This is a genomic window from Clostridium malenominatum (genome assembly GCF_039521365.1).
GTDB classification, from domain to species: domain Bacteria; phylum Bacillota; class Clostridia; order Clostridiales; family Clostridiaceae; genus Clostridium_AW; species Clostridium_AW malenominatum.
On record NZ_BAAACF010000001.1, the window covers coordinates 1,287,078 to 1,310,010 of the forward strand.

The 22,933-nt window shown below is 31.1% G+C and carries 26 protein-coding genes and 1 other RNA gene; 24 read left to right on the plus strand and 3 right to left on the minus strand.

Annotated elements, in window-relative coordinates:
* The first annotated feature begins 115 nt into the window (after positions 1 to 115).
* The 23 genes from ABDZ69_RS06455 (at position 116) to ABDZ69_RS06565 (ending at position 20,737) form a co-directional block, all read left to right on the plus strand.
* Positions 116 to 832 carry a zinc dependent phospholipase C family protein gene (locus ABDZ69_RS06455; RefSeq protein WP_343767911.1) on the plus strand — a complete coding sequence of 239 codons (717 nt, stop codon included), beginning with the start codon at positions 116 to 118 and terminating at the stop codon, positions 830 to 832.
* 74 nt (positions 833 to 906) lie between these two features.
* On the plus strand, positions 907 to 1,413 hold the full coding sequence (locus ABDZ69_RS06460) for a class I SAM-dependent methyltransferase (protein ID WP_343767913.1): 507 nt from the start codon (positions 907 to 909) through the stop codon (positions 1,411 to 1,413).
* Between the two features lie 12 nt (positions 1,414 to 1,425).
* Positions 1,426 to 3,141: a B12-binding domain-containing radical SAM protein gene (locus tag ABDZ69_RS06465; RefSeq protein ID WP_343767915.1), complete on the plus strand. Its 1,716-nt coding sequence runs from the start codon at positions 1,426 to 1,428 to the stop codon at positions 3,139 to 3,141.
* A 192-nt stretch (positions 3,142 to 3,333) separates the two neighbouring features.
* Entirely contained in the window at positions 3,334 to 3,645 is a 312-nt protein-coding gene (locus ABDZ69_RS06470) for an ATPase (RefSeq protein WP_343767917.1), read from the plus strand.
* A 1-nt stretch (position 3,646) separates the two neighbouring features.
* Positions 3,647 to 5,608, plus strand: a complete 1,962-nt coding sequence (locus ABDZ69_RS06475; RefSeq protein WP_343767919.1) for a V-type ATP synthase subunit I — start codon at positions 3,647 to 3,649, stop codon at positions 5,606 to 5,608.
* Positions 5,609 to 5,622: 14 nt separating this feature from the next.
* Positions 5,623 to 6,093, plus strand: a complete 471-nt coding sequence (locus tag ABDZ69_RS06480) for a V-type ATP synthase subunit K (protein ID WP_343767921.1) — start codon at positions 5,623 to 5,625, stop codon at positions 6,091 to 6,093.
* A 34-nt stretch (positions 6,094 to 6,127) separates the two neighbouring features.
* A complete protein-coding gene (locus tag ABDZ69_RS06485; RefSeq protein WP_343767923.1) occupies positions 6,128 to 6,724 on the plus strand; it encodes a V-type ATP synthase subunit E in 597 nt (198 codons plus the stop codon).
* A gap of 12 nt (positions 6,725 to 6,736) precedes the next feature.
* Positions 6,737 to 7,738 (plus strand): V-type ATP synthase subunit C, encoded by a 1,002-nt coding sequence (locus ABDZ69_RS06490; protein ID WP_343767925.1) that lies wholly within the window; start codon positions 6,737 to 6,739, stop codon positions 7,736 to 7,738.
* Positions 7,725 to 8,039, plus strand: a complete 315-nt coding sequence (locus ABDZ69_RS06495) for a V-type ATP synthase subunit F (protein ID WP_343767927.1) — start codon at positions 7,725 to 7,727, stop codon at positions 8,037 to 8,039. Before ABDZ69_RS06490 ends, ABDZ69_RS06495 begins: the two co-directional genes overlap by 14 nt.
* Positions 8,040 to 8,057: 18 nt before the next feature.
* Complete coding sequence (locus ABDZ69_RS06500) at positions 8,058 to 9,830, plus strand: V-type ATP synthase subunit A (protein ID WP_343769602.1); 1,773 nt, start codon at positions 8,058 to 8,060, stop codon at positions 9,828 to 9,830.
* Entirely contained in the window at positions 9,823 to 11,211 is a 1,389-nt protein-coding gene (locus ABDZ69_RS06505) for a V-type ATP synthase subunit B (protein WP_343767930.1), read from the plus strand. The genes ABDZ69_RS06500 and ABDZ69_RS06505 overlap by 8 nt, the downstream gene beginning before the upstream one ends.
* Before the next feature lie 14 nt (positions 11,212 to 11,225).
* Complete coding sequence (locus tag ABDZ69_RS06510) at positions 11,226 to 11,870, plus strand: V-type ATP synthase subunit D (protein WP_343767933.1); 645 nt, start codon at positions 11,226 to 11,228, stop codon at positions 11,868 to 11,870.
* Positions 11,871 to 12,033: 163 nt separating this feature from the next.
* Complete coding sequence (locus ABDZ69_RS06515; protein WP_343767934.1) at positions 12,034 to 12,438, plus strand: hypothetical protein; 405 nt, start codon at positions 12,034 to 12,036, stop codon at positions 12,436 to 12,438.
* 116 nt (positions 12,439 to 12,554) lie between these two features.
* Positions 12,555 to 13,052, plus strand: coding sequence for an ECF transporter S component (locus ABDZ69_RS06520; RefSeq protein WP_343767937.1), 498 nt, complete (start codon positions 12,555 to 12,557; stop codon positions 13,050 to 13,052).
* Between the two features lie 152 nt (positions 13,053 to 13,204).
* Complete coding sequence (locus tag ABDZ69_RS06525; RefSeq protein WP_343767939.1) at positions 13,205 to 14,386, plus strand: FprA family A-type flavoprotein; 1,182 nt, start codon at positions 13,205 to 13,207, stop codon at positions 14,384 to 14,386.
* A 17-nt stretch (positions 14,387 to 14,403) separates the two neighbouring features.
* Positions 14,404 to 14,799 carry a hypothetical protein gene (locus ABDZ69_RS06530; protein ID WP_343767942.1) on the plus strand — a complete coding sequence of 132 codons (396 nt, stop codon included), beginning with the start codon at positions 14,404 to 14,406 and terminating at the stop codon, positions 14,797 to 14,799.
* Positions 14,800 to 14,818: 19 nt separating this feature from the next.
* Positions 14,819 to 15,376: a flavodoxin family protein gene (locus ABDZ69_RS06535; RefSeq protein WP_343767945.1), complete on the plus strand. Its 558-nt coding sequence runs from the start codon at positions 14,819 to 14,821 to the stop codon at positions 15,374 to 15,376.
* A 40-nt stretch (positions 15,377 to 15,416) separates the two neighbouring features.
* Positions 15,417 to 15,611: non-coding RNA, 6S RNA (gene ssrS / locus ABDZ69_RS06540), on the plus strand.
* Positions 15,612 to 15,770: 159 nt separating this feature from the next.
* Positions 15,771 to 16,739, plus strand: coding sequence for a class II fructose-bisphosphatase (gene glpX / locus ABDZ69_RS06545; RefSeq protein WP_343767947.1), 969 nt, complete (start codon positions 15,771 to 15,773; stop codon positions 16,737 to 16,739).
* 97 nt (positions 16,740 to 16,836) lie between these two features.
* Positions 16,837 to 17,766: an HPr(Ser) kinase/phosphatase gene (gene hprK, locus ABDZ69_RS06550; RefSeq protein WP_343767949.1), complete on the plus strand. Its 930-nt coding sequence runs from the start codon at positions 16,837 to 16,839 to the stop codon at positions 17,764 to 17,766.
* Entirely contained in the window at positions 17,756 to 18,304 is a 549-nt protein-coding gene (locus tag ABDZ69_RS06555; RefSeq protein ID WP_343767951.1) for a 5-formyltetrahydrofolate cyclo-ligase, read from the plus strand. The genes hprK and ABDZ69_RS06555 overlap by 11 nt, the downstream gene beginning before the upstream one ends.
* Positions 18,305 to 18,312: 8 nt before the next feature.
* The gene (locus ABDZ69_RS06560; RefSeq protein ID WP_343767953.1) at positions 18,313 to 19,230 is read left to right on the plus strand and encodes a magnesium transporter CorA family protein; all 918 of its coding nucleotides are present in this window, start codon (positions 18,313 to 18,315) and stop codon (positions 19,228 to 19,230) included.
* A gap of 97 nt (positions 19,231 to 19,327) precedes the next feature.
* Complete coding sequence (locus tag ABDZ69_RS06565) at positions 19,328 to 20,737, plus strand: aminopeptidase (RefSeq protein ID WP_343767955.1); 1,410 nt, start codon at positions 19,328 to 19,330, stop codon at positions 20,735 to 20,737.
* Between the two features lie 47 nt (positions 20,738 to 20,784).
* Here the strand turns inward: ABDZ69_RS06565 and ABDZ69_RS06570 are convergent, their stop codons facing one another.
* Complete coding sequence (locus tag ABDZ69_RS06570; protein ID WP_343767957.1) at positions 20,785 to 21,249, minus strand: DUF4883 family protein; 465 nt, start codon at positions 21,247 to 21,249, stop codon at positions 20,785 to 20,787.
* Positions 21,250 to 21,407: 158 nt separating this feature from the next.
* Between ABDZ69_RS06570 and ABDZ69_RS06575 the strand changes: the two genes are divergently transcribed.
* On the plus strand, positions 21,408 to 21,674 hold the full coding sequence (locus ABDZ69_RS06575) for a metal-sensitive transcriptional regulator (RefSeq protein ID WP_343767960.1): 267 nt from the start codon (positions 21,408 to 21,410) through the stop codon (positions 21,672 to 21,674).
* Positions 21,675 to 21,706: 32 nt separating this feature from the next.
* Here ABDZ69_RS06575 and ABDZ69_RS06580 read toward each other — a convergent pair whose 3' ends face one another.
* Both ABDZ69_RS06580 and ABDZ69_RS06585 read right to left on the minus strand, forming a co-directional pair.
* Positions 21,707 to 22,159, minus strand: coding sequence for a threonine/serine exporter family protein (locus ABDZ69_RS06580; protein WP_343767962.1), 453 nt, complete (start codon positions 22,157 to 22,159; stop codon positions 21,707 to 21,709).
* Complete coding sequence (locus tag ABDZ69_RS06585; protein WP_343767965.1) at positions 22,156 to 22,929, minus strand: threonine/serine exporter family protein; 774 nt, start codon at positions 22,927 to 22,929, stop codon at positions 22,156 to 22,158. Before ABDZ69_RS06585 ends, ABDZ69_RS06580 begins: the two co-directional genes overlap by 4 nt.
* Positions 22,930 to 22,933 lie beyond the last annotated feature (4 nt).

A 22,933-nucleotide genomic window follows, 5' to 3' on the forward strand; every position in this document is an offset into this window, starting at 1 on the left:
AATATTTATATATAGCTATTTAAAAAGTTGAATAATTAATGTATAATTTTATAAAAAAAAACACTATAATATATAGAAGTATAGTTACTTTTAACAAAAAAGGAGAAATTATTAAATGGAAAATAATAAAATAGAAAAAACCTATGGTGGTGCTTTAAGAGGAGTATTTTATGCTGTTAATCCTTTAAAGAAAAAATTTCTTAAAACTTATTGCACTGTTCATAAGTTTATAACCTTACAGTCCTTAGAAGTATTGAAGAACGATGGCTATAAAGAAGAATATGAGTTTTTTAAAGGATATATAGGTTATATTAACGAAGGAACTACTTGGGCGGATCAAGATTTTAAGAGTTCTAATCACTTTTTTCACTTTAGTAAAGGAAAAGGACTTTATGGATTCTCTAATGCTTTAACTGAGTGTAGAAAATACTACGAGACTTCTATAGGTTATATTAATGAAGGAGATATTCCAAAGTCTATGTTTTATTTAGGCGCTGCATGCCATTTAATTCAAGATGTAACAGTCCCTCAGCATGTTAATAATAAATTATTAAAAAACCATAGAAAATTTGAACTATGGATAATAAGTAAATTATTAAATGACTATGCTTTCATGGCGGATAGCGGAGTTGTTAGATATAAAGACTTAGATAGCTACATAATTAACAATGCTTTTTTAGCTAATAATACTTATTTAAAAAATATTAGTAACAAAAATGTTGAAGAAAGATATTATGCTGTAGCGTCCACTATTTTAAAAGCTGCTCAAAGAACTACAGCAGGTTTTATGATAGATTATTATGAAGCGATAAAAAACAATCATGTTAAGTAGAACTAAAAAAATCCTCTATTTTAGAGGATTTTTTTACTTTGAGAAGAATTAAAATATGTAAGGAGGTGAGGGTTTTGACCAAAGAAATTATGCTTGATTTAAGAGAATTAAAAATTGAGGGAGATGTATTGGACGTAGTAAGTGGTAACTATGGCTCTATATTTAACTTAATAAAACGAGGGCCAGAATACGATGAGTTAGATTATATAGATGGAAAGAGAAATGAAAAGGATATAAAAGAAAATCATTATGATAATTGTGTATTATTTTTTACTATAAATTCTTTATTTAAAAGGAGAGAAAAAAATGATTTATTTAAAGGTATAAGTCAATACTTAAAAGATGATGGAGTTCTATACATATGGGATTTTGATAAAGGGTACAATAAAATGTTTAACTGTAAAATAAATGTTTTACTTCCTGAGGATATAACAAAAGAAATAGTAATTAAGGATAATAATTTGTTTAAAAATAATTCAAAAAAGAGTAATTTACAAATGTTTAACAAATACTTTACTATAGAGGACATGTGGGATAAGGATGGTTTATATTATATTAAAGGTAAGAAGAGAAAAATTTAGTAGGAGGAAAAAATGAAAGTATTATTAACAGCATTAAATGCAAAATATATTCACAGTAATTTAGCTATAAGATATTTAAAAGCATACACAGAGGATTTAAATTATGACTGCTGTATTAAAGAATTCTCAATAAATGATAATACAGAAAGAATTATTCAAAGCATAATTTCCGAAGAACCTGATGTAGTAGGTTTTTCTTGTTATATTTGGAACATAGAGTATATAGAGAGAATAGCTACATTAATAAAGCTAATAAGAAAAGATATAATAATTATTTTAGGGGGACCCGAAGTATCATATGATCCAAGGAGTTATTTAGAAAAAGGATACTGTGACTATATAATTGCGGGAGAAGGAGAAAAAACATATAGAGAATTTATATTATATATAATAGAAGGAATTTCTAAAGGAGAGGAAAATACATCAGAAATTAGCTGCATAAAAGGATTAAGTTATATTAGAAATGGCTACATAGAAAATGAAGATAGAGAGCTAATGGATATGAATAAAATAGCTTTTCCATATAAGGCTGACGAAGATTTAAATAATAAAATTGTATATTATGAAGCCTCTAGAGGATGTCCTTTTGGATGTAAATATTGTTTGTCTTCAACAGTAAGAGGGGTTAGATTTTTAGAAACAGAGAGAGTAAAAAAAGAGTTACAGTTTTTCATAGACAAAAATGTTAGATTGGTAAAGTTTGTAGATAGAACATTTAATTGTAATAGTAAGTTTTCTAAGGATATATGGAGTTTTCTTATAAATAATAATACTGATACTACATTTCACTTTGAAATATCAGCAGATATTTTAACAAAGGAAGAATTAGAGATTTTAAGGGAAGCACCGGTAGGGAGATTTCAGTTCGAGGTAGGGGTGCAGACTACCAATGAAAAGGTTCTTAAAAATATTAATAGGCAAATTAATTTTGATGATATTAAAGTTAAAGTAGATGAGCTTATGAAGATGAAAAATATAAAACAACATTTAGATTTAATTGCAGGGTTGCCAGGAGAGGATTATGAGTCTTTTATAAAATCTTTTAATGATTTATATTCAATAGAGCCAGAAGAAATACAGCTAGGATTTTTAAAACTTTTGAAGGGATCCCAAATGAGAAAAGAGGCAGATTTATGGGGTATGGTTTATTCACCTTATGCGCCCTATGAAATATTGAAAAATAATCATATATCTTACGAAGAAATGGTTAAACTAAAAAGAGTAGAAGAAATGGTAGATAAGTATTATAATTCTGGTAAGTTTAAAACAATTATTAAATATTTTTTAAGCAAATTTTCTAATCCATTTTCCTTTTACCACGCTTTAGGTGAATATTTTTATATTAAAGGATATTTATCTAGGAGTATTTCTTCATCAGATTACTACAAAGTTTTCTTGGAATTCAATGAGGAGGTTCTAAGGGAAGAGAATCATGTTATAAGAGAAATAGTAAAATTTGATTATTTGTTGTTTAACAAAAAAAGATGGCTTCCAAGTTTTTTAAATAGAGAAGAGGATAAGAATTTAAACAGAGAATTTTTAAAGAAAGCAGAAGAAGCGGGATTAATTGATAAAAGTGAATCCAATAATTATCATATAGAAAAATTCACTGTAGATATACATGAATTTATTGATAAATCAATAATTCATAAGGGCGATTATTATGTTTTATTTAAGGAAAATCATAATAATTTTTCTAGAAAAATAAATGACATCATAAAAAAATAGTTGAAATAGCAAATAAACTGTAGTAATCTAGTAGACAATTCAGTTATGAGATAATTTGAAATTTGATAAATAATTTGTATTGATTAAATTGTGTTATAGGTATTATAATAGGGTATAAAATGGATGATTAATTTAATAATCTTCAAAAATATCAAATATTAACAGTAAAATTACAATTAAGGAGGTGTTATCTTGGCTCTAGAGGCTTTAAATAGCATAAAAAATGCTGAATCTAAAGGTGAAGAATTAATAAAAAATGCTCAACAAGAAAGCAAAAATATTATTAAAAATGCAGAAGGAGCAGCAAATGCAGAGTATAAGAAAATTGTAGATGAAGCTAACATTTTAGCGAATAACATCATATCAGACGCTTTAAAAGAAGGTGAAAAAGTAGCTGCAACTATAAGGGAGGAGGCTGAAAAGAATGTAAGTGATATAGTTAATGTATCACAGGAAAAAATAGAAAATGCTATTAAATTAATAGTCGAGAGGATAGTGAAGTAATATGGCAATAGTAAAAATGAATAAGTTCTCTCTGCTTGTATTTAAATCAGTGAAAAATCAGTTACTTCAAAATCTTCAAGGTTTTTCAAAAGTAGAATTTATTAATCTTGGAGAAGAGACTGATAAGGAAGAAGACTTTAATTACTTTAAAAGGTATGCTGACACCACAAATTTAACTGAACTGGAAAGTAGCCAATCTAAAATTAAATTTTCTATTGATACTATATCCAAATATTGGTCAGTAAAAAGTGGTATAAAAGATATGCTTAAAGAAAAACCTCAATTTTCCTATGAAGAATTAAAAGGATTTGAAGAAAAATCCGATTGGGAAAATATTTATGAAGATCTTAGAAAAAAAGAGGATAGATTGAACTCTATAAACAATGAAATATCAAAATTGAATTCAGATATTGATATATTAATTCCGTGGAGGAGTTTAGATGTTTCTCTTAAAGAATTAGAGGGCATGAAGTGGGTAAGCAGCTTTTTAGGAACTATACCTAGAAATTTAAAGGAAAAGTTTAGAGAAGAGTTAGAGAGTAGCATTAATGAATCTTATTTAGAGAACATTGGTGAAGTTGGTGAAGATTTAAATATATTTCTGATAGTTCATAAAGATAAACTAAGCGAAGTAGAAGAAATATTGAGAAAGTATAGTTTTGCTAAGGCTAATTTAACTTACAAAGATTCTCCTAAGGATGTAATTAATTCTTGCGATAATAAGATTATTTCGTTGAAGGAAGAAAAATCTAAAATAGTTGACGAAATAAAATCCTATGGAGGTAAGATTGAGGAATTAAAAATAGTGTATGAATACATTGGCAATGAACTAGAAAAATCAAAAGCCAGTGGGCATTTTTTAAGTACAGATAAAATCTTTGTAATTAATGGTTGGATACCAGAGGAAAATAAAGATGAGCTAGAAAAAGTGATTAAATCTACTACATCAGATTATTATATTGATTTTTATGAGCCCACTGAAGAGGATGATGTGCCAATAAAACTTCAAAATAATTCAGCGGTGGCTCCTTTTGAATCAATAACATCAATGTATAGTTTGCCAAAGTATAATGAAATTGACCCAACCCCATTGTTAATGCCGTTTTATATATTATTCTTTGGAATGATGTTATCAGATGCAGGATATGGAGTTCTAATGTTGCTTGTTACAGCATTAGCTTTAAAATTTGTTCCCTTAGATGAAGATGCTAAAAAGTTTGTAAAACTTTTCTTTTATCTAAGTTTGCCTACTATATTTTGGGGCGTAATGTATGGCAGTTATTTTACAGGAGCAATAAATATACCGGCAGTTTGGATGAAGCCTGAAGAAAATGCGAACTTTATTCTTTTAGTATCTATAGGATTTGGATTAGTTCATATATTCATTGGTCTAGGAATAAAGGCATACTTACTTATAAGGGAGAAAAAGTATTTAGATGCTTTCTATGATGTAGGGCTATGGTACATAACCCTTGTAACAGTAATGATTTATCTAGGCTCAAGCTTTGCAAATCTAAATATCTCTGCAGGAGTATTAAATATAGTTAAATATACTATGTTTGCAGGGATGATAGGTCTTGTTTTAACTCAAGGCAGGGAAAATAAGAGCATAGGAGCAAGACTTGGTGCTGGTCTTTATGGTCTTTATGGAATAACAAGCTATATAGGAGATTTTGTATCTTATTCAAGGCTTATGGCTCTTGGATTAGCAACAGGATTTATTGGAGGAGCTTTAAATTTAATTATTAGCTTTTTGGGAACAGGTGTAAAAGCTTGGATATTTGGACCTTTAATATTTGTTATAGGTCACGTATTTAACTTATTGATAAACGTGCTAGGCGCATATGTTCATACATCTAGATTACAATACGTTGAATATTTTGGTAAGTTCTATGAAGGGGGAGGAAAAGCTTTCGATCCTTTCAAACATATAAATAAAACTATTAAAATAAAAGCAGAATGAGGAGGAATATTATTATGAATACTTTTGTAGGTTTCTTTTTAGAAAATGGTGGAATAGCTTTAGCAGCATTAGGTGTAGCATTAGCTACTATATTGCCAGGAATAGGGTCAGCTAGAGGTGTTGGATTAGTTGGGGAAGCTGCGTCAGGATTGTTAACAGAAGAACCAGAGAAATTTGGTAAGGTTCTTATACTTGAATTGCTTCCAGGTACACAGGGTTTATATGGATTCGTTATTGCATTTATGGCGATGGGAAAAATTACTCCAGAGTTAGATTTATCTGGTGGATTTGCTGTATTACTTGCTTGTTTACCAATTGCCTTTGTAGGATGGAAATCAGCAATTGCACAGGCTAAAACAGCAGCTTCAGCAGTAGCTATACTTGCTAAAAAACCTGAACACAATACAAAGGGTATAGTACTTACAGTTATGGTTGAAACTTATGCTCTTTTAGGATTCGTTATGTCAGTATTGATGTTAAGATAATCCCTGTAAAATATTGATTAAGGGAGTGAATGGAATGTCTAATTTAGATAATATGACAGCAAGAATAATAAAAGAGTGTGAAGAAAAAGCTGCTGAAATTATAGGAAATGCTAAAAATGAAGAGAGAATACTTCTAGAAAGAAAAGTAGCTGAGGCTGAAGAAAAGAAAAATGAAATACTAAAAAAAGCTGAAATAGAAGGTTCAAACAAAAAAGAAAGATTAATATCTAATGCTCATCTTCAAGTTAGAAATAGAAAGTTAGAAGCTAAGCAAGAAGTAATACAAAAGGTATATGAAAAAGCACTAGAAGTGTTAAATAAATTGCCTAAAGATGAATACTTAAGCTTTGTAAAAAATAGACTTCTCACATTAAATATAGACGGAGATGAGGAAATAATTCTATCAAGTATCGATAATTTTATTGATGAAACGTTCTTAAAAGAAATAAATACAGAACTTAATAAAATGGGAAAGAACGGATCCTTAAAAATTGGTGAAGAGAGAAGAAACTTTAAAGGTGGTTTTATACTTTATAAAAATGGTATAGAACTAAATAATACCTTTGAGGGATTGATTTTATCAATAGAGGATGAATTGGAACCTAGTATAATAGAAACTGTATTTAGTTAGGAGGTTAGTTAAATGGAAAACTTACAGTTTACCCATGCTATAGCCAGAATAAGAGTACTTGAGACTAAACTCCTTGATAAGTCAAAATTAGATAGAATGATAGACGCCTCTTCCGCTGAGGATGCATTAAAAGTACTAGGTGAGACAGAATACTCAAATCATATGTCTAATATTTCTAGACCTGAGGAGTATGAAACCTTGCTTTCATCAGAGCTTATAAGGCTTTATCAATTAATGTATAGTCTATCACCAGAAAAAAATATAATAGATATTATGTCAATTAAGTATGATTATCATAATCTAAAGGTTGTAATAAAAGGAAAACTTCTTAATAAAGATTTAAGTAATCTTTTGATTCCTATAGGCTTAGTTAATGCAGATAGGTTAAATATAATTTTTGAAAGTGAAAACTATAAAGAACTAACTCCATTTATGATAGATGGGGTAGAAAAGGCATTTAAATCCTATGAAGAAGGTAATGACCCTCAAGAAATTGATATAATACTAGATAGCTTTATGTACAAGGAGATTATTCATAGAGCAGAAGAAATTGGAGATAAGTTTTTAATAAACTATTTCAAAATGATAATTGACCTAACCAATATAAAAACACTTTTAAGAGTTAAGAAACAAAATAAGGGAAGAAGATTTATGGAACAGGTTTTAATTGGAGGAGGAACTATATCTATAAAAGACTTAATAAGTTTTGAAAATGAGTCCTCTGACAGTATAGCTAATAAGTTGTCCTATACTTCTTATGAAAAAATAATAAGACTAGGTCTTGAAAACTATGGAACACATAGTAATCTAAGTTATTTTGAAAAGTTAAGTGAAAACTATATGATGGAATACATAAAAAAGGCTAAATATATTAGTTTTGGATTAGAGCCGTTAGTAAGTTATATAATGGCAAAAGAAACGGAAATTAAAGCTATAAGAATAATAATGGTTGGAAAATTGAACAACATAGCACCAGAGATTATTAGGGAAAGGTTGCGTGATGTCTATGTATAAGATAGGAGTTGTAGGAGATAAGGATTCCGTTCTTGCTTTTAAGGCACTTGGTATAGATGTATATCCTGTTTCTAGTGTAGAAGAAGCTAGAAAAACAGTAGATACCATGGCAGCAAAAATGTATGGTGTTATATTTGTAACTGAGCAAGTTGCAAAGGATTTAGAGGAAACGATAGAAAGATATAATAGAGAAATTCTTCCTGCCATTATACTCATTCCAAGCAATCAAGGAACATTAAATATTGGAATGAAGAGAATTAGCGATAATGTTGAAAAAGCTGTTGGAGTGAATATTTTATAGGAAGGTAGGTAGGTGTACTTGAAGACTGGAAGAGTAATTAAAGTTTCAGGACCTTTGGTTATGGCCGAAGGAATGGAAGAAGCTAATCTCTTTGACGTTGTAAGAGTTGGTGAACAACGTCTTATTGGTGAAATCATAGAAATGAGAGGGGATAAAGCTTCTATACAGGTTTACGAGGAAACATCTGGTCTTGGACCTGGGGCACCGGTTGTTACAACAGGAGCGCCATTGAGTGTTGAATTAGGACCAGGTTTAATAGAGTCAATGTTTGACGGAATACAAAGACCTTTGGATGCTATAGAAAGAGCAGCAGGTGATTTTATATCAAGAGGTGTAGAAGTTCCGTCACTAGACAGAGAGAAACGTTGGCATTTCACACCTACAGTAAATGTAGGAGATGAAGTGGAAACTGGAGATATAATTGGAGTAGTTCAAGAAACTTCAATTATAGAACATAAGATAATGATCCCATATGGAGTTAAGGGTAAAATTCTATCTATACAAGAAGGCGACTACACTATAATAGATAAAATTGGTGAAATAGAAACTAATAAGGGTGTACTTCCTCTTACTATGATGCAAAAATGGCCTGTTAGAAAAGGAAGACCTTATTCAAGAAAGCTTAATCCTATTGAACCTATGGTTACAGGTCAAAGGGTAGTAGATACTCTTTTCCCGGTAACAAAGGGTGGGGTTGCTTGTGTTCCTGGCCCTTTCGGCAGTGGTAAAACTGTTGTTCAACATCAGCTTGCTAAATGGGCAGATGCTGAAATGGTTGTATATATAGGTTGTGGTGAACGTGGTAATGAAATGACTGACGTTTTAAATGAATTCCCAGAATTAAAAGATCCGAAGACTGGTGAACCACTTATGAAGAGAACTGTGCTTATAGCAAACACTTCTAATATGCCAGTTGCAGCTAGAGAAGCGTCAATATACACAGGAATTACCATAGCAGAATATTTTAGAGATATGGGATATTCAGTAGCGTTAATGGCAGACTCAACTTCCCGTTGGGCAGAGGCATTAAGAGAAATGTCAGGAAGACTTGAAGAAATGCCAGGTGAAGAAGGATATCCAGCATACCTTGGTTCAAGACTTGCGGATTTCTATGAAAGAGCAGGAAAGGTTATATGTTTTGGAAAAGATGGTAGAGTAGGAACTATAACTGCTATAGGAGCGGTTTCTCCTCCAGGTGGAGACTTGTCTGAACCTGTAACTCAGGCAACTCTTAGAATAGTTAAAGTATTCTGGGGCCTAGATGCACAATTAGCATATAGAAGACATTTCCCAGCTATAAACTGGTTAAATTCCTATTCATTATATGTTGATAACACTGGTGAGTGGATGAACGAAAATGTAGCTGAGGACTGGAGTGATTTAAGATTAAAGGCTATGGCTCTTCTTCAAGAAGAAGCTAATCTTGAAGAAATAGTAAGGCTAGTTGGTATAGATGCGCTTTCAGAAGAAGATAGATTAAAATTAGAAGTTGCTAAATCTATAAGAGAAGATTATCTTCAACAAAATGCGTTCCATGATGTAGATACTTATGCATCTTTGGAAAAACAGTATAAAATGATGAAGTTAGTACTAAAGTTTGGCGACGAAGCTCTAAGAGCACTTAAAGCTGGTGTTTACCTAAAAGAAATACTTAACATGGAGATAAGAGACAGAATTGCTAGAGCTAAGTATATCTCTGAGGATAACATAGGAGCCATTGATGAAATTTTCGTAGAACTTGAAAAACAAATAGATGATCTCATCAGCAAGGGGGGGATAATGAATGATTAAGGAATACAGAACAGTTAAAGAAGTTGTAGGACCCTTGATGCTTGTTGAGGGAGTAGAAAATGTAAAATACGACGAACTAGTTGAAATTGAAATTCAAACAGGGGAAATTAGAAGAGGAAGAGTACTTGAAATAAGTGAAGATAAAGCACTTATTCAGTTGTTTGAAGGTTCAGCTGGAATAAATATAAAAGGAAGTAAAGCTAAGTTCCTAGGAAAGCCATTAGAAATTGGTGTTTCAGAAGATATGTTAGGAAGAGTTTTTGACGGACTTGGAAGGCCTAAAGATAATGGACCTAAGATAATTCCAGATAAAAGGATAGATATTGCTGGAGAGCCAATTAACCCAGTTGCAAGAAACTATCCATCAGAATTTATACAAACAGGAATATCAGCAATAGATGGTCTTAATACATTGGTAAGAGGACAGAAGTTACCTGTGTTCTCAGCATCAGGATTGCCTCACGCACAACTAGCTGCTCAAATTGCTAGACAGGCGAAAGTTTTAGGATCTGATTCTAAATTTGCTGTTGTTTTTGCAGCAATAGGTATAACTTTCGAAGAAGCTCAGTTCTTTGTGGATGACTTTACAAAAACTGGTGCTATCGATAGATCTGTTTTATTTATGAATTTAGCAAATGATCCAGCGGTTGAAAGAATTGCAACTCCAAGAATGGCTCTGACAACTGCAGAGTATTTAGCCTATGAAAGAGGTATGCACGTACTTGTAATTATGACAGATATAACTAACTATTGTGAAGCACTACGTGAAGTTTCTGCAGCTAGAAAAGAAGTTCCAGGAAGACGTGGATACCCTGGTTACCTATATACAGACCTTGCAACTCTTTATGAAAGAGCTGGAAGAATAAAAGGAAGGGAAGGTTCTATCACTCAGATACCAATACTTACAATGCCAGAAGATGATAAAACTCACCCAATTCCAGACTTAACAGGATATATTACTGAAGGTCAGATAATTTTAAGTAGAGAATTATATAGAAAAGGTGTAATGCCGCCTATCGACGTTTTACCATCTTTATCAAGATTAAAAGATAAGGGTATAGGAAAAGGTAAAACAAGAGAAGACCATGCAGATACAATGAACCAGTTGTTTGCAGGTTATGCTCAAGGTAAACAGGCAAAGGAACTAGCTGTTATATTAGGAGAGTCTGCCCTTTCCGATGCAGATAAGCAATATGCTAAATTTGCTGAAGCCTTTGAAAAGGAATATGTATCGCAAGGATTTACAACTAATAGAACAATAGAAGAAACTCTTAATTTAGGATGGAAGCTGTTATCTATACTACCAAGAACAGAGCTCAAAAGAATCAGGGATGAATATTTGGAAAAATATCTACCTCAAACTTCTAACAAAGATGAATAAAGGGATGATTATTTATGAAATTAAATGTTAATCCAACAAGAATGGAGCTCACCAAGCTAAAGAAAAGGCTAGTAACGGCTACCAGAGGACATAAGCTTTTAAAGGATAAGCAAGATGAGTTAATGAGAAGATTCATCGACTTAATAAAGCATAACAATGAAATTAGAAAAAATGTAGAAGAAGAACTACAGAAATCTTTAAAGGATTTTGTTATGGCAAGAGCCTTAATGTCCTCAGAATTTCTAGAAGAAGCTATAGTATTCCCTAAAGAAAGTATTTCTCTTGATGTAGAAAAGAAAAATATAATGAGTGTTAATGTACCTGTAATGAAATTTATAAGAAAGATGGAAGAGGATCCAGGAAGCATATATCCTTATGGATTTGCTAATACTTCTGGAGAATTAGATACGGCTATAGAAAAATTATATGGTATATTGCCTAAATTATTGGAACTAGCTCAAGTGGAAAAGTCTTGTCAACTCATGGCAGATGAAATTGAAAAGACTAGAAGAAGGGTTAATGCTCTAGAGTATATGACTATACCTCAATTACAAGAGACAATAAAATATATTGTCATGAAGTTAGATGAAAATGAAAGAGGAAATTTAACTAGATTAATGAAGGTAAAGAGCATGATGAAAGAAAAAGAAAATATATAATAAAAAAGTCGAGTGAATTCTCGACTTTTTTATTATATATAAGATTATAATTTTAAAAATTATTCAGAAAATTTATAAAAAATATATTGACAAATATTTAACATGAATATATAATATAATTAACAGAAAAACAATTAAGAGGGAAGTTCTAGGAGGGGTAAATATGAATAATAATAAAGTAAAAGCTTGTATGATAGGGGAAAGCATATTTAAAGTAGGGGATTGTACTTCTTTAGCTCAAAACTGGAGCTTATATAAAAATGAAATATCCGTTGAAGAATGTACTAATATGAAGATTGTTGAAATATATTGTATGGAAAATAAAAAAAGTTGCCTACCAAGTTTTAGAGCAAAGGTAGAGACCAATAGAAATAAAATAATTGATGTAGCTCTTGAAGATTTAAATGATGTAAGAGATTATGAAGAGAATTGTGAAGAACTTAACAAACATGGGTATAACTTTAATGCTGGAACCATATATTGTAAAGGTTATGAGTGCGATAATGGTAAATGGGAGTTCTTCAACATTGGATTAGGGAATAATATTAACTACACACATAGTTATTAATTTATTATATAGGTTCAGAGTATTAATTTATATTCTGAACCTATATTTTTTATTTACAAGAGGGGATTGACGGTGTATACTAATGTATATACACTAAACGTTCTGGAGGGAAAAATATGAATAACATAAAAAAAATGACCTATACAGCTCTATTAACAGCATTAGCTGTAGTAATCCCCTTAGCCTTTGGATTTCTGGCGATTCAACTTGGCCCATTTTCAGCTACATTAGCTTCTCATGTGCCTTTATTTATTGCTATGTTACTATCGCCTATAGCAGCTGCAACGGTAGGAATAGGATCCGGTATAGGGTTTTTGATTACTAAAGGTTCTTATATAGCAGCCAGGGCCTTTATGCATACCTTTGTAGGAATATTTGGCGGATGGTTAATTAAAAAGGGAGTATCCTATAGAAATATGGTAATTTTAACTGCTCCCTTACATGGTGTATTAGAGGCTTTGATTGTAATTCCTTTTGGAATTACTCTCGATAAGATAATTGTAACAGTAGGTATAGGAACAGTACTTCATCATTTTGTAGACGGATTAATAGCTTTTTCGATTGTGCAAGTATTATATAAAGCTTTAAATTTAAGTTTAATAAAAGAAATATAAAAAAACTCTCTGGCAAGTTTTAGCCAGAGATTTTTATTTTAATTATAATTATAGTACATATGGTTAAAATATGAATGTGATTGTTTCAAATATTGGCAATGTGTATTATAATTAAATCAACATATTTTTATGATATAGAATAGGAGGGAAATATGAGAAACATTAAATTAAAAGAAAATATATATTGGATTGGCGTAAAAAATCCAGAATTAAGAGTTTTTGATATAATAATGGAGACTAAAAAAGGTACAACATATAATGCCTATGTGATTGACGATGAAAAGATAGCTGTTTTAGATGCCGTAAAAGATGGTTATTATGAAGAATTTAAAGAAAATTTAATAGAAGTAATTGGAGATAGAAAAGTTGATTATTTAATCGTACATCATACTGAATTAGACCATACAGGAATAATATCACAATTTATTGATGATTACCCTGAGGTTCAAATAGTTTGCTCAAGGGCTGCTAGTGTATATTTAAAGGATATATTAAATAAAGAAGCCAATATTGTAGTTGCAGGTGAGGATATTAATTTAGGAGAAACCACACTTAAATTTATAGGGGCTCCAAATTTACATTGGCCAGATACAATGTTCACTTATGTAAAAGAGAGGGATATTTTATTTAGCTGTGACTTTTTAGGATGTCATTATTCTCCTAAAGGAAATGTTGTAGCTGGTGCAGACGAAGATTATGAAGAGGAAATGATTTATTATTACGAATGTATAATGTCACCTTTTCCAAAGTTTGTTTTAGCGGGTTTAGAGAAAATAAAAGATTTGAATTTTGATTTAGTTGCTACTAGTCACGGACCTTTACATAATAAAGAGAATATAGAAAGATATATAAAAATGTATAGAGAAAAGGCTAGCGAAGCGTTAAAGTTAAAGGATAGTATTCCAGTTTTCTATATATCAGCTTATGGAAATACGGAGGCCATGGCTCATTATTTAATTAGTGCTTTGAGGGAAAGAGGTATTGAATGTGATGCTATAGAGATGACTTCTCTATCTCCGGAAGAGGGAGCTGACATTATAAATAATTCTAAGGGATTCTTAATAGGTTCTCCAACTATAAATCAAGATGCTGTAAAACCAGCATGGAATTTATTAGCTTCTGTTATTCCAGTACTAAATAGAGGTAAAATTTCTGGAGCTTTTGGTTCCTATGGATGGACCGGTGAAGGAGTTCCTATGATGACAGAAAGATTAAAATCCTTGAAGCTAACTGTAGTAGAAGAAGGATTAAGATTTAAATTTGTTCCAAATGAAGAAGAATTTAAAAAGGCCAATGAATTTATAGATAAGTTTGTTGCTTTATTAAAATGTTAAATTAGGAGGTATTATAAATGAATAACAAAGAAATAATTGATTTACTATTGGATTCAGATATAAGTGAAGTAGAGGAAATAGAATTAGAGAATAAGGATTTAAGTTTATTAAGAATATACTATGAATTTGATGATGACGAAATAGAAGCAGCTGAGGGATTCGCTAATGAAGAACATGAAGATGCAACAGAAGAAGAAAAGGAAGAGTTATTCCGCGCATTTTTATATGATTTAGCTTTAGATGTGGTTTCAGAAGCAATAGAAGACATAGTAGATGATTTGGAAATAGACTGCCAATTTTCTTCTTATGAACTAGATGAAGAAGAATTTGGATATGCAGAATTTGCAGCAATTTTTTATCCAAAAGGTAAAGAAGTGGATTTAGACCAAATATTAGATGAAATTGATGGATAAACTGGAAGGATAAATAAATATGAAAACTTTAATTTTTTACTCATCACCTAATAAGAAGGGAAATACTCATAAATTAATGGATAAGTTTATTCAGGGGTTAGGGGAAGAGGTTGATATAATAGATGTATTTAGAAAGAAAATATCACCATGCATTGATTGTAAGTATTGTTATAATATAAAGGCATGTTCCATTAAGGATGATATGACAGACATTTATAAAAAAATAGATGATAGCGATTTAATTGTAATAGCTACGCCTATGTATTTTGCATCAGTTCCGGGACCTCTAAAGAATCTTATAGATAGATTACAAGTATATTGGAGTAAAAAATATATTAGGAAAGATAGAGAAGATATAAAAATTAAAAAAGGAGCTTCTATAATTACTACAGGGACCTATTGGGAAGGTATGCTTACACCTATAGAGGAAACTTTAAAGCTAGCTTTCGGAGCCATGGATACTAAGGTTGAAGAAGTTCTTTATGCTATAAATACTGATAAAAATCCAGTGGAAGGAAATGAAGAAATTCTTAAAGCTGCTTATGAACTGGGTGGAAAATTCAAAGCTATTACATAAATTTCCATTGAAAAAGATGAATTTTATGATATAATAAAAATGTGTCCTGAAGTGTTCGTCAGACTTATTCGTTCAACCTACATTATATATAAGGGATCTTTAATATTTAGGAGGATGTGAGGCTTCTGATGCTAATTGATTTAGCTACAAGTAGTACACAGAGCTCTAATGAGAAGAACCCACCTGCGAGAGTGCAGGTGTGAAATGATAAGTGCAACGACATGTTGGGATTATAACTTATGTTAAAAGATAAGCTGAAAGCATTGTGCTTTCAGCTTTTAATATTATTAAAAAAATTTTCGATTTTAAATGACACTAATAGCAAAATATGATATAATATTTAAGGATTTTTAAGAAATAGAGTACACTATATAAGCTATTAGGAGGTATATATATGATTCATCAGGATATTGCAATGGGATTAGTTAGAGTTACGGAAGCTGCAGCATTACGTTCAGCAAAGTACATGGGTAGAGGAGATAAAATTGCAGCAGATCAAGCGGCAGTAGATGGAATGGAAAAAGCGTTTTCTATGTTGCCTATTAGAGGTACTGTAGTTATAGGAGAAGGAGAAATGGATAATGCTCCTATGCTTTATATAGGACAAAAGGTTGGCCTATGGGGCGAAGAAATGATGGAAATGGATATAGCTGTAGATCCACTGGATGGAACAGTTTTAATAGCTAAGGGACTACCTAATGCAATTGCAGTTGTTGCAATGGGACCTAAGGGTAGTTTACTACATGCACCCGATATGTACATGAAAAAAATAGCAGTTGGTGCAGGAGCTAAGGGTGTAATAAATATAAATAAATCAAATAAAGAGAATATTATAAATGTAGCTATGGCATTAAATAAAGATGTGTCTGAATTAACTGTAATGGTTCAAGAAAGAGAAAGGCACGAAGATATTATAAAGGATGCAAGAGAAATTGGAGCTAGAGTAAAGCTTTTTTCAGAAGGAGATATTGCGTCAGCCCTTGCATGTGGTTTTGAAGGTACTGGTGTTGACTTAATGATGGGTACAGGAGGAGCGCCAGAAGGAGTTATTGCAGCAGCGGCTATAAAATGTATGGGGGGAGATATGCAAGCTAAACTTGTTCCTCATTGTGAAGAAGAAGTAGCAAGATGCAAGGACATGGGAATTGAAGATGTTAACAAAGTACTCTATATAAATGACTTAGTAAAAAGCGACGATGTATACTTTGCTGCTACAGGAATTACTGACTGCGATTTGTTAAAGGGCGTTGTATATGGTAAAAATAATTGGGTTACAACTCACTCAGTGGTAATGAGAGCTAAAACTGGTACTATTAGATTTGTTAATGCTAATCATATGTTGACTAAGAGTAGTCTAGTATAGAATTAATTAGGAATTTTGCTTCGGTGAAGTTCCTTTTTTTATCCTTAAATTTAAAAAAATGCTATAATAAATAATAAAGAGGATTTGGAGGGAGAATATGGCTATTTTTGTTGAGGATTTAATAAAGGATTTTAAATTAGAAGTACTGACTAAAGGTAAGGATAATATTGAAATTACTATAAATGATATAAATAGGCCTGGGCTTCAATTTTCAGGGTTTTATAATTACTTTGCCAATGAAAGAGTGCAACTTATTGGAAAGGCAGAATGGAGTTTTTTAGATGTAATGTCCACGGAACTTAGAAATAAAAGATTAAAAAAGTTTTTTCAATTTGAAACACCTTGTGTCATAGTAACTAGAGGGCTTGAACCTCAAAAAGAATTATTAGAAAATGCTAATAAATATGGAAGATGGGTGCTTAGAACTGAAACTATTTCTACAAGATTTATAAACAAGTTAACAAATTATTTAGATGAAAAACTAGCTCCGGAAACTAGGCTTCATGGGGTATTAGTAGATGTTCATGGTATAGGGATATTAATTACTGGAGAAAGCGGAATTGGCAAAAGCGAGACCGCCCTCGAATTGATTAAAAGAGGGCATAGACTTGTGGCCGATGATGCTGTGGATTTGAAAGAAATAGAAGGCAAGATTTTGGGGAAATCTCCTTATGTAACCTCAGGAATGATGGAAGTAAGGGGAATGGGTATAATAGACGTTCCTGCTCTATATGGATTAAGCTCTATAGTAGATACAAAAACCTTAGGCCTTGTCATTCATTTAGAACAATGGAGAGGAGATAAGACTTATGAACGTTTAGGTATAGATATTGAGACAACTCAAATACTAAATGTACCTATTAGAAAAATAACTCTTCCTATAAGGCCAGGTAGAAATATAGCAATAATAATAGAGACAGCAGCGGTAAATTATAGACATAGTATAACATCGGACATTACACCAGTAGATACTATTACTGAAAGAATTAATGAGGAAGCATTAAGGAGGGAAAAGTATGGAAAGTAAAAAGGATTTAAGAAATAGGGTTATTAAATTAAGAGATAGTTTATCTTTAGAGGAAAGAAAAGTTTATGATGAAGAAATTTATAAAAAAGTTTTAGAAAGCGATTATTATAAGAATGCTCAAACAATTTTTGTCTTTGTCAGTTACAAAACAGAGGTAGACACTCATGCTATTATAAAAAAGGCGCTAGAAGATGGAAAAAGAATTGCAGTACCCAAAATTAAAACAAAAAAAGAGGGTATCTTACCAGTGGAAATAAAGGATTTCAATGAACTTAGTTCAGGAAACTACGGAATATTAGAGCCTAAGGAGGATAATATAATTAACAAAGAAGAAATAGATTTAATATTATCACCAGGAGTGGCTTTTGATAAAAATGGTGGAAGGTTAGGCTATGGTGGTGGATTTTATGATAAATTCATAAGTTCCTTTATAAAGAAGATTCCAATAGTTGCAATAGGATATAAGCTTCAGTTAGTGGATCAGGTACCAATGGATGAATTTGATATGAGGGTAAGTGACATAATAACTAATGGGTGATGTTTTATATGAGAATTTTCGATATGGGTAATGATTTTCACGAAATAAAAGAAAGTGAAATGAAAAGTGATGGAACCTATTGGATATGCACATTTGTTAGTGATTTAAGGGATATACATGAAAAGTTTTCTCTAAAGGAAGAGGTTGTAATTGAGTGCGAAAAATTTAATAAAGCTACTAAAATAGAATACTATAACGACTATATTTTTCTTATTCTCAATATATTGGAGTATTATAATGAAGGAGTTCATTCTAGGGAGTTATATATTTTTTTAGGAAAAAACTTTATCATTACTTCCTTTAAAGAGGAATTAGATCTATTAAATAATTTCCTTTTAGATATTAATAGTTATAAAAATTGCTCCATGTTAAAAGAAAATCCCCGTCCAACTATAATGTTTTACTATATTTTAGATAGGATAATATTAAAAAACTATAATGCAATTTCTGTCATGGGTGAAGAGGGGGATAAAATAGAAATTAGAATATTAAAAAATCCAAAACATGAAATTTTATATGAACTAATACATCTAAGAAGACAGCTTTATAAGTTAAGAAAGTATTTAAATCCCTTAAGATATATAGGAGATAGCTTAGAAAATAATGATAATGGAGTAATAGAGGAAGCTTACATAAAAATTTTTAAAGTGCTAAATAAAAAAATAGTTAAATTAATGTTATCTCTAGAAAGTTTAAGCGGGGATATGGCATCAGTAAGGCAAGCATATGAAGCGGAAATTTCAAACAAAACAAATGAACTTATGAAGGCATTCACTCTAATTGCAACAGTTTTTCTACCCCTTAATTTAATCACTAGCATAATGCCTTTTAACGACTATAAATACATTTATTATTTTATAATAATATTTATGTTAATTACATCGTACTTATTAATGAAATTCTTTAAGCGAAAAAAGTGGTTGTAGAAATTAAACTATATAAATAAAGTAATTTATGATAAAATATACTAATAATAGTATTTGGAGGTGAAGATGCTCTATTTTTCTAACTAGAGCAGTTTATATGGAAGAAATAAAAAAAGATTTAGTTAAAAAATATGAATATGCGTGGGATAAATATTGTGAAGAGGATTTAAAAAAAGTTTTTGAATTAAGTGAAAGATATAAAGGATTTATGTCAGAGTGTAAAACAGAAAGAGAATGCGTAAAAGAATTTATAAGACTGGCAAAAGCAAATGGATACAAAAATGTTGAGGAATATATCTCTAAAGGTGAAAAAATAAAAGCTGGAGATAAGATATATGCAAATAATAAAGATAAAACTTTAGCATTATTTATAATAGGTGAAGAGGCAATTAAAAATGGTATGAACATACTTGGAGCTCACGTGGATTCTCCAAGACTTGATTTAAAACAAAACCCACTATATGAGGATTCTGACTTAGCATTATTTGAAACTCATTATTATGGTGGAGTAAAAAAATATCAATGGGTTGCAATTCCATTAGCTATCCATGGAGTAGTGGCTAAAAAAGACGGTACAGTTGTTGATGTAGTTATAGGCGAAGATGATAATGATCCAGTAATAGGAATATCAGATCTTTTAATTCATTTAGCTGGAGACCAAATGGAAAAGAAAATGTCAAAAGCTATTGAAGGGGAAGATTTAAATATATTAATAGGAAGTATACCAGCGAAGGATAAGGATACAAAGGATAGAGTTAAGCTTAATGTATTAAGATTATTAAATGACAAATACGGAATAGAGGAAGAGGATTTTGTATCTGCAGAATTAGAAGTTGTTCCTGCAGGAAAGGCTAGAGACTATGGTTTAGATAAGAGTATGGTTATGGCCTATGGACATGATGACAGAGTATGTGCATTTACTTCCTTTGAGGCCATGATGAACCTAGAAAACTCTAAAAAAACTTCTGTTACATTATTAGTAGATAAAGAAGAAATAGGTAGTGTTGGAGCAACTGGAATGCATTCAAAGTTCTTTGAAAATACTGTTGCCGAATTAATTGCTTTAAGCGAAGATTACTGTGAATTAAAATTAAAAAGAGCATTAGCAAATTCAAAAATGCTTTCTTCTGATGTGAGTGCTGCGTATGATCCAAATTTCCCATCGGTAATGGAGAAGAAAAATTCAGCTTACTTTGGAAAAGGACTTGTTTTTAACAAGTATACAGGAGCTAGAGGTAAGTCAGGATGTAATGATGCCAATCCTGAGTTTATAGCGGAATTAAGAGGCATTATGGAAAAACACAATGTATCTTGGCAAACAGCGGAACTTGGAAAGGTTGACCAAGGTGGTGGAGGAACTATAGCTTACATATTGGCGGAATATGGTATGGAAGTTATAGACTGTGGAGTTGCACTGCAAAACATGCATGCTCCATGGGAGGTTGCAAGTAAAGCAGACATTTATGAAGCTATGAGAGGATATTATGCATTCTTATTAGAAGCTTAGAAAGATTTTTAAATAAACAAAAAGCTATATCCATCAAGGGTATAGCTTTATGCTTTTCCAGAAAAAATATAGCTACATAAGTAAAATAGATTATAGGAAGTAGGGATATTTTCCATGTCGATATAATCCATTTCTTCTTTACCATCCCAAGGATGTAAGGTAATGTATCTACTGTTATATACATTGATAACATATTTTTCTTTATTAAAATTTAACATCATTTTATAAATAGGCTTTTCTCCTAAAGTCGCTGGTTTTTCTACAAAGGATTTTTCATTAAGAACTTTTATAAAGTTATCTATAATATAAAAATCATCCTCCAGCAAATCTTTTTCCTTGTAGAAATTCATGTCAATTATTGAACAGGTAAAATTATCCTTAGAGTTTAATTGAAGAGTTAATCTTTGGGTATAATGATTGTTTTCTTTAGGTTTTTTTAATAAATAATTACAGGATGTAAATAATAGTAGAGCTATTATCAATACCAAAAACAATGGAATATTTTTCTTCAATACTTATCACCTTTACTAAAATAATTATATATAATCCATATGAAATATAAAAAAATAATATTCATATTTTAGGATTTTATTAAAGTAATTGATTTAATAAAGATAAATTGATATAATTTATACGGGGTATGGGTATAAAAAATTAGGAGTGATGATATATGGAAAAGGATAAAGTAAAAAAAGATATACAAAACAGGTTAAAGAGAATTGAGGGGCAAGTTAAGGGCATTGAAAAAATGGTGGATAATGATGCACAGTGTAAAGACATATTAATACAAATAGCTGCCATCAGGTCTGCCATAAATAAGGTAGGAACTATAATACTTGAAAACTATGCTAAACACTGCTTTTTAGAAACAGAAAGCGATAGCTCTTTAAATAAAATAGATGACTTAGTAAATACATTGACTATGTTTATAAAGTAAATATAAAAAGAGTTTGTTTTATGGCAAACTCTTTATTTAATCTTTAGCTTCAATTTTTTATATGTAATAAGTTTAGTTACTGAAGAAACAAGAACTAGGGCAATTGCAATTGCTCCTGCAATAGTTAGAGTATTCCAACCAGTTTCTAAAGCAACACTTAAGTTTCCACGTGTGAAATCTAACATAGTATAGTACATTCCTCCACCAGGGACTAAAGGCAGTATACCACATATTATAAAGGTAGTTACTGGAGTCTTTAATATTCTGGCAGCAATTTCAGCATAAATAGCAGCAATTAAGGTACCATTAAATATAGAGAGAGTATTTGACATATTGCTACCAAGAGATATAAGGTAGATAAACCAGCTTATTCCTCCGCATAGAGCAGAGAAGAATAAGTTTTTACCTTTTATATTAAATATTATACTGAAGGCAAAGGTAGCTATAAAGGAATATAAGGAAAATAAAAGAGCGTTACCGATCATATTGATGCTCCTCCAAAAAATTTAATCCAAATAGTAAAGACTAAGCCACTTCCTACTGCAATGGCAACAGCTATTAAAAATGCCTCAGAGGCTCTTGAGTTGCCGGCTAAAAGGTCTCCAGCTAAAGTATCCCTTATAGCATTAGTAATGGCCAGACCGGGCACTAAAAGCATTAAAGAGCCTATTACTATTTTATCAGTATTATCGCCTAAACCTAATGCAGTACTTAGCAAAGCAATGAAAGAGCTAACAGCTCCCCCTATAGCATTTATAAAAAAAGCATTAGTATCTATTTTCTGCAGCGTTATACTTAGCCATTTGATTATGAAACCAATTGTCAAAGAAATTAAAAAATCTTTAAAGGTTCCACCAAAAAGTAAAGTAAAGAAACCAGCGGCAATAGAAGAGGAAATCGACAAGGTTTTCTTGCTATAATTTCCACTATTGTTTATTTCTCTAAGCATTTCTTCTGCAAAGTCAAAATCCATATGTTCTACACTTATTTTTCTTGAAAAATCATTTACCTTTGCAATTTTATCTAAGTCTACAGTTCTTTTGTTAATTCTAACTACCTTTGTTAGAACAATATCTTTGTTATCGGTAATGGACATAATGATTCCAGTGGGAGTAACAAAACTATGGGCGATTTGCACGCCGTAAGAAATACATATTCTCCCAATGGTTTCTTCTACTCTATAGATTTCCGCTCCACTTTGAAGCATGATCTCACCTGCAAAGGTAGCCAAATGAAGTATTCTATTATAATCCATCATA